Genomic DNA, 7,420 nt, shown 5'->3' with positions numbered 1-7,420 from the left:
GCACCGCCCCGTCGTTCACCGGGCCGGTGGGGGAACAGGAGGATCAGCCCGGTGAACGACCGTATCGGCCCGGGCGGGGAGGTGACGCACGGCGAAGAGGAGGTGATCGTGGTGGTCCGAAGGCCCCGCGACCGCAAGGAGCGCGTCTTCGCCGCGGCCGGGGACCTGTTCAAGGAACGTCGCTATCACAACGCTCCGTCGCGGAAGTCGCTGTGCCGAAGTCACCACGCCTGCTTTGTCCCCGCGTTTCCGTAGCCAGCGGGAACTGCTCTGACGGGCGTTCCTGGCGGGCCCGGAGCCCGAGGCCGGCATGGTGGAGAACGCGGGCTGACTGATCGAGGCGCCGCGAGCGCTGTCCTCGGACATGGCCGCGCGGCGCGGGCCCGGTCCCGTAGCGGCGCGAGGGCAGGCATCTGCATCCCGCAGGGATTCGCTGCCCACTGAGGCGATCCGGCTCTTGGACCAGCGGGGCTTCCACTCCGTCCGTACGGACGACATCGGCGAGGCCGCCGAGAATCCTCGGCCCCACCGTCTAACCGGCACTGGGGCAGCAGGACCGGCCTGTTCAGTGCTCACCATCGTCGGCAACGCGCCCGCTCCACGTCCGGCCCACCGTGCCGACCTCCCGAGCGGTTCACCGACCTCGGCACGGCGCTCCTGCTGGACGGGGCCGCCCGCTGAGGAAACGGCTGTCCGGCCGGCGGTCAGGATTCGAGCGGGCCGGCCGGGAGTGCCTTGTTGAGCAGCGCGCGGGCAGAGGCCCAGTTGATACCGGCGAGCAGGGCGGGGATGTCGGCGCCGCAGGCGGCGAACTTGGCGTCCAGTTCGGCGGGGGTGGGGGCGCGCAGGGGGGAGCCGGGGGGCTGGGCGAGGCTGGTGCGCACGGTGGTGCCGTCGGAGAGTTCGAGGCGGATGTCGACCTCTCCGGTGAGCAGGTCGTCGCCCCCTGGTGTGCGGACGGTCTCGACAGCGGCGACGAGGCGCTGGGCTTCGGGTCGGTTGACGGCCGCGTCGGTGAAGCTGTCGAAGTCGGGGAACTCGTCCAGGAGGGCGGTGGTGACGGCGTACGGCATGCTGAACTTGCTTTCGAGGCCGGTACGGGGCCGGTCGTGGCGGAGCGGCTGCATGCCCGCCTCGGGTGTGGTGACGACAACGCGGGCGACCTCGGCCGGGTCGAGGCCGCCCAAGGCTTCGCGCAGTTCGCGGATGGCTGCGATGGGTCGCTGCATGGCGTAGCAGCAGGGGTGGAGCTTGATCGCGAGCCCGCCGGGCACCGCGGGGCCGCCACTGTCAGGGAGTCCGCCGACTCCCCCGAGCAGGGTGAGCCACTGGTCGAGGGCGCGTGGGTCTGCGGTGGCACCGGCCTGTGCGAGCCGGGCCGCGCGTACTCCGGCTTCGGCGGCGAAGCCGACCTGGAGTGACTTGCCGTGGGTGCCGAAGGCGGCCTGCACTCCTCCGGCGGCGGGGAGCGCCAGGGCCATGGCGGTGGCGAGCTGGTGCGGGGTCAGTCCGAGCGCGGTTCCGGCGGCCACGGCCGCGGCCGGTGCTCCCGCGGTGCAGGTGATGTGCCAGCCGGCGGAGTAGTGCGGCCAGCCGAGCAGGGTGCCGAGGCGGGTCATGACGCCCGCCCCGGCGAGATAGGCACGGGCGTCGCCGCCCACGGCGAGAACCGAGGAGACGATCACCACGCTGACATGGCTGCTGGTCTCGACCTGTACGTCGTCGAAGTCGAGCACATGGCCGACGGCGGCCCAGCGGGCGGCGTCGGGCAGCACGGACGCGAGGGTCGCGACGTCGTGTTCCCGGGCGGCGAGCGCGGCGGCGAGGGTGTCCAGCAGGGAGCGCTCGGCGAGTGCGAGGTCCGCGGCGTCGGGTCGGTAGCCGTGCGCCCACTGTGCGAGCGACTCGGCGATGGTGACCATGGTTGCCTCCTGGGGCGGTCCGGTCTGTGGTGCGCGGACTGCCCGCGCCCCTGGTCAGCGTTGCTGGGTTGGATTGTTGGGTTGTTGCGCAAGGCATGGCAGGAATGGCTGCCGCACCCGCCCCGGGTGCCGCGTCAGTGCCCCGCGCTCAGCCTCGCGGCCAGCGCGCGGACCTCGTTCTTGAGGACTCGCCCGATGAGGTTGCGTGGTAGGCGCTCGGTGAAGTGAACGGCGCGCGGACGCTTGAAGCCGGCCAGCCGGCCCGCGGTGAAGTCGATCACCTCGGCTTCGGTGAGCCGTGCGTCCGGCGCCGCGACGACAACAGCGGTGACGGCCTCGGCCCATTCGGGGTGCGCGACACCGACGACCGCGGCCTCGACGATGCCGGGGTGCTCCAGCAGGGCCGCCTCGACCTCGACGGCGTGCACGTTGATGCCACCCGACTTGATGACGTCACGTTCCCGCCCCAGGAACCACAGATAGCCGGCGTCGTCGATCCGGCCGAGGTCGCCGACGGTGAGGTAGTCACCGCGCCACAGCGCCGCGCTGGCCACCGGATCGTTGTAGTAGCCGTCGAACTGGTAGCTGCTGCGGACGCAGATCTCGCCGACCTCGCCGCGGGGCACCTCCGCACCGTCGCGCATCAGCTTGAGGTCCACACCGAAACTGGGCCGCCCCACGCAGTTGCCCTCCAGCCGGTCCAGTACCTCGTAGGGGCGGAGGTTCGCGTAGTGGCCCGCCTCCGAGGAGCCGGCGAAGATCGAGAGGATCAGGCCGTATGTGTCGATGGTGTCCCGCTTGAGCCGGGCGGTGATCTCCCCAGCGCCACCGACGATGGACCGCAGCGAGTCGGCCCCCAGGCCGGAGGCACGCTGCGCGGCCACCAGCCGCTGAAGCATGGTCGGCACCATGAGGGTGCTGGTGACCTGGTACTCGTCGATGAGCCGCACCGCCTCCTCGGCATCGAAGTCCCGCATGAGGATCACGGTGCCACCGAGGAAGAGCGTGTTCAGGGTGTAGGCGATCCCGGCGGACAGGCACAGCGGCAGCGCCCCGAGCCAGCGGTCCTCAGGGGTGAGGCCCTGCTCCAGCGAGCGCTCGTAGAAGCCGTGCCGGGAACGCACCACCCCCTTGGGCAGCCCGGTGGTGCCCGAGGTGTTCAGCATCAGCGTGGACCGGAATCCGTCCTCCGGCGGGGCCGTGGTGGCGGCGCTCGCCACCAGGTCCTCGTACTCGGGGCCGAGCAGGACGGTCCGAGGCATCACCGCGGCGAGTTCCCCGGCGGTGGCAGCCGACTCCGGCTCGATGAAGAGCAGTTGGAGGTCGGAGCGGGTGGCGATCCCGGCCCAGTCCTTGGCGGTGAGGCGGTGGTTCAGTGGGGTGGGCACCATTCCGGCCATGCCGAGGCCGAAGCACAGTTCCAGGAACTCGGGCCGGTTGCGGGAGAGGATTCCGACGTTGCTGCCGGGCGCGAGCCCGATGGCCAGAACGCCGTTGGCGACCCGGCGGGCGCGCGCGTAGAGATCCGCGTACGAGAGCTCCCGGCCCTCGAACACCACCGCGGGCTTGTCCGGATGCCGGGCGGCGTTCCGTGTGAGGCTGTTTCCGAGCTCCATGGCGTCCTTCCTGGTGTGGTGCTCCCTGGGTGTGCGGGAGCCGCTCGGGGGGAGCGCGGTGCGCGTGGGCGGGACCTACGTGGCAGATCCGTTGTGTTGCGGGGACCCGCGTCAGGCGGGCCCGGCGACCACGCCCGCTGCGCGTAGGGCTTCGATTTCCTGATCGTTGTATCCGGCCCCGCGCAGGACGGCGTCGGTGTGCTCGCCGAGCAGTGGTGCGCGGTGTACGGCGGGTTCCGCGCCGTTCGCGTATCGGATGGGGGTCGCGGCGATGGTGACCGGGCGCTCCAGGCCGGGGTGTTGGACCTGCTGGAGCATGGCGCGGGCTTTGAGGTGGGGGTCGTCGAAGAGGGTGTCGGCGGTGTTGACCGGTCCGAAGGGGACCTTGCCGCCGAGTGCTTCGGTGAGTTCGGCCCGGGTGTGGCGGCTGGTCCACTCGCCGACGATGCCCTGCACTTCGGCCTGCCGGGCGACCCGGTCGAGGTTGCCGGCGTACCGGGGGTCGCGGCCGAGTTCGGGTAGGCCCATCGCCTCGCAGAGCAGCACCCAGTGGTGGTCGGCGGGGGCGGCGGCGAGTGCGATGTGGCCGTCGCGAGCGGGGAAGACGCCGAAGGGGCACAGCAGCGGATGGGCGTTGCCCTCGGGTCCGGCGACCACCCCGTTGTAGGAGTACTGGTAGACGATCCGCTCGCAGGCGGCGACCACGGCGTCGTACATTCCGACGTCGACGAACCGACCGCGCCCGGTGCGTTCGCGCTCGTGCACCGCCGCGAGGGTCCCGGTGGCCGCGAACAGCGCGGGCAGGATATCGCCGAAGCCCGGACCGGTCTTGACGGCGGGACCGCCCGCCGGTCCGGTGATGCCGAGCAGACCGCCCATCGCCTGGGCGACGATGTCGAAGCTGGGCCAGTCCTGGACCGGGCTGGCGCCGGTGCGCGGATCGCCGAAACCCCGTATCGCCGTATAGATCAACCGCGGGTTGGCCTCAGCGAGCCGCTCGTACCCGATGCCCTTGCGCTCCATGACGCCCGGGCGGAAGTTCTCCACCAGGATGTCCGCGGTCGTGGCCAGCCGCCGGATCACCTCGGGCCCCTCAGGTCGGGTGATGTCGACGACCAAGCCCTGCTTGTTGCGGTTGACGCTCTGGAAGTAGCCCCCGTAGGCCCTCAGTTCATCGCCGTCGGCGTACGGCCCCTGATCACGGATCATGTCGCCGAACGGCGGCTCCACCTTGAGGACGGTGGCACCGAGGTCGGCGAGGACCATCGTGCAGTACGGCCCCGCCAGCATCCGGCTCAGGTCCAGTACGGTCAGACCGGTCAGCGGTCCTTCTGGTGCGGTCATCTCAGCGGCCCAGCAGGGCATCGGAGATGATCTTCATCTGGATCTCCGACGTACCCTCGAAGATCTTCGTGAGCCGGGCGTCGCGCCAGTGCCGCTCGACCGCGAAATCGGTGGTGTACCCGGCGCCGCCATGGATCTGAAGGCCCTCGCTGGTGACCCGTTCGGCCATCTCCGTGGCGTGCAGTTTCACCATGGACGCCTGGAGGTTGGACGGCTGACCGGCGTCGTAGTCCGTACAGATCCGGTGCAGCAGGGCACGGGACGCCTCGATCTGGGTCGCCATATCGGCGATCTTGAAACGGATCGCCTGGTTCTCCCCGATCGGCCGCCCGAACTGCACACGCTGCGCCGCGTACGCTATCGAGTCCTCCAGCGCACCCCGGGCCAGCCCGATCGCTCGGGCGGCGGTGTGAATCCGCGCGATGACCAGATCGCCCATCGCGACCCCGAAGCCCCTCCCCTCCTCGCCGACGATCATCCCGGGCTCCACCCGCGCGCCCTCGAAGGAGAGCTCCCAGGTCTTCCAGCCGTGATAGCCGATCTTCCGCACCGGGGTGCCGGTGACACCGTCCGGGAGGGTGCCGCGCTCCTTGGGCATCAGAAAGCAGGTGATGCCTCGGGAGCGGTGACTGGGATCGAGGGGTTCGGTGCGGGCGAAGACCTGGAGATAGTCGGAGCCGTCGGCGAAGGTGCACCACATCTTCTGGCCGGTGATCCGCCAGCCGTCGCCGTCCCGCTCGGCCCGGCAGCGCAGGTTCGCCACATCCGAGCCGGCCTCGGCCTCCGACAGGGCGAAGGCACTGAGGAACTCCCCCCGCGCCATACGCGGCAGATACTCGGCGCGCTGCCCGGCGTCAAAGCCATGGGCGAACTGCTGACCGCGCGCGATCAGACTCGCCACACTCATCCAGCCACGCGCCAGTTCCTCAACCACCAACGCGTACTCCGAAACCCCCAGACCCAGACCGCCGTACTCCTCCGGGATGAGGATGCCGAAGAAGCCCAACTCGGCCATCTTCGCGCGCAGTTCCATCGGGATCTCGCCGGCCACCGGGTCCAGTTCGTTGGCCACCGGCAGCACCTCCCTGGCCACGAACTCCCGCGCCAGCGCCCGAATCGCCAGCCGATCCTCGGTGAGGAACGGCTCTGTACATGCCTCGGTGTGATCACTCATCGGTACTGCTCCATGTATTCCGCTCGAAAGGGGGAGAGTCGTCGCACCCCGTACGACTCGCAATCCGTTGTGGTGCGCCCTGACCTCAGTCGGAGAGTGCGGCAGTGATCGCCTCAGCCGTGGCCCGGATCCGGCTGCCCCACCAGGGCGCCTGCTCCAGGGTGAAGCGGCTCTCCGGCAGTGAGACTCCGACTCCGGCGATCGGTACGCCCGCCCCGTCCACCACGGCGGCGCCGACCGCGCACACACCGGTCCGGTTCTGTCCCGTGTTCACCGCGTATCCGGCCTCGCGGGCGCGATCGATGCCGGCCCTGATCCTTTCGGGGTCGGTGATCGTCTGGGAAGTGAGCCGCGGCACGGGCTCAGCGAGCACCCGGTTCAGCTCCTCCTCAGGCATCAGGGCCAGTACGGCGATCCCGGCCGAGGTGATCGGCATGGGTGAGCTGGCGCCCAGGAGGTTGACTGTGCGGACCGGCTGCTGGGAGTCCAGCCGTTCGATCAGCACCATTCGGTTGTTCCCGTCGGGCACCTGAAGGGTGACGGTCTCGTCGGTGAGGTCGCGCAGCTCTCGCATGGGGCCGAGCGCAGCCGCCCGCAGATCGACCTGCTGGGTGGCCCGGCGGCCGAGGAGAAGCATCTGCGAGGTGAGCTCCCAGCGGGTGTGCTCACTGCCCACGGCCTGGATCCAGCCTGAGTCGGCAAGCGCGCCCAGGGCACGCTGCACCGTGGACTTCGGCAGGCCGGAAGCGCGGGAGAGGTCGGCCACGCCGACCGGTTGGTGCTCGGAGACCAATTCCAGCAGGTACAACACACGCTGTACGCCCTGCATGTCCACCCTTTCTCCGTCTGTCGTTCACGCTCTGCCCTGTCTGCCCGGGCCGTCGGAGCCGGTCAGGGATCGCGTGCCGCGGTTGTTTCCATGCGCGCTCCCTGTCCAGGCCGGAGTCGTGGCCCCGGCGTCCGGCCGTTCGGTGAACCGGCCCCGCGCGGACCGTTGATCGGCACGCTATGCCGCCGAACGGCATTAAGAGAATCCTTGGGATTCCTGTGGACGGGATAAGCACTCGTTATGGAACGCCGGATTCCTATCCACCCCGGGGGCCGTCGCCGTGGTCCGCGGAGCCTCCGGAGCCGCCCACCTCTGCCACCTCGACCGATCGCCCGTCGCCTGGCGTCCAGGGGTGGGATCGGACGCCACGCACCTCGGCCGGCCAGCCCGCACGCGGTGTGTTCCCGTTCGTTTCCGATGTCTTTCCGCCGGGGACTGAAGGTCTGCCGGAGGGTGATCTGCCAATGGGGGGAGTTGGTACGCCATGACTTCGTTCTCACTCTGGCGCAGGAGTCAGCGATTCGCGTATGGTTCG

At 70.2% G+C, this 7,420-nt stretch carries 6 protein-coding genes; 1 reads left to right on the top strand and 5 read right to left on the bottom strand.

Annotated elements, in window-relative coordinates; genetic code table 11:
- Nucleotides 1-51: 51 nt before the first annotated feature.
- Nucleotides 52-255, top strand: a complete 204-nt coding sequence (locus NBG84_RS34845; protein ID WP_250923696.1) for a hypothetical protein — start codon at nt 52-54, stop codon at nt 253-255.
- A 449-nt stretch (nt 256-704) separates the two neighbouring features.
- On the opposite strand, the gene NBG84_RS34840 is transcribed toward NBG84_RS34845, so the two are convergent.
- From NBG84_RS34840 to NBG84_RS34820, 5 genes are all read right to left on the bottom strand, one after another.
- Nucleotides 705-1,922 carry an MmgE/PrpD family protein gene (locus tag NBG84_RS34840; RefSeq protein ID WP_250923695.1) on the bottom strand — a complete coding sequence of 406 codons (1,218 nt, stop codon included), beginning with the start codon at nt 1,920-1,922 and terminating at the stop codon, nt 705-707.
- 134 nt (nt 1,923-2,056) lie between these two features.
- Nucleotides 2,057-3,538: a class I adenylate-forming enzyme family protein gene (locus NBG84_RS34835; RefSeq protein ID WP_250923694.1), complete on the bottom strand. Its 1,482-nt coding sequence runs from the start codon at nt 3,536-3,538 to the stop codon at nt 2,057-2,059.
- A gap of 111 nt (nt 3,539-3,649) precedes the next feature.
- Complete coding sequence (locus tag NBG84_RS34830; RefSeq protein ID WP_250923693.1) at nt 3,650-4,882, bottom strand: CaiB/BaiF CoA transferase family protein; 1,233 nt, start codon at nt 4,880-4,882, stop codon at nt 3,650-3,652.
- Nucleotide 4,883: 1 nt separating this feature from the next.
- Nucleotides 4,884-6,056 carry an acyl-CoA dehydrogenase family protein gene (locus tag NBG84_RS34825; protein ID WP_250923692.1) on the bottom strand — a complete coding sequence of 391 codons (1,173 nt, stop codon included), beginning with the start codon at nt 6,054-6,056 and terminating at the stop codon, nt 4,884-4,886.
- Between the two features lie 85 nt (nt 6,057-6,141).
- Nucleotides 6,142-6,885: an IclR family transcriptional regulator gene (locus NBG84_RS34820; RefSeq protein WP_250923691.1), complete on the bottom strand. Its 744-nt coding sequence runs from the start codon at nt 6,883-6,885 to the stop codon at nt 6,142-6,144.
- Between the last annotated feature and the right edge of the window lie 535 nt (nt 6,886-7,420).

Source organism: Streptomyces albipurpureus, assembly GCF_023701525.1.
GTDB classification, from domain to species: domain Bacteria; phylum Actinomycetota; class Actinomycetes; order Streptomycetales; family Streptomycetaceae; genus Streptomyces; species Streptomyces albipurpureus.
Note: the sequence above shows the minus strand (reverse complement) of the source record. Positions and strands in the feature narration are given on the sequence as shown.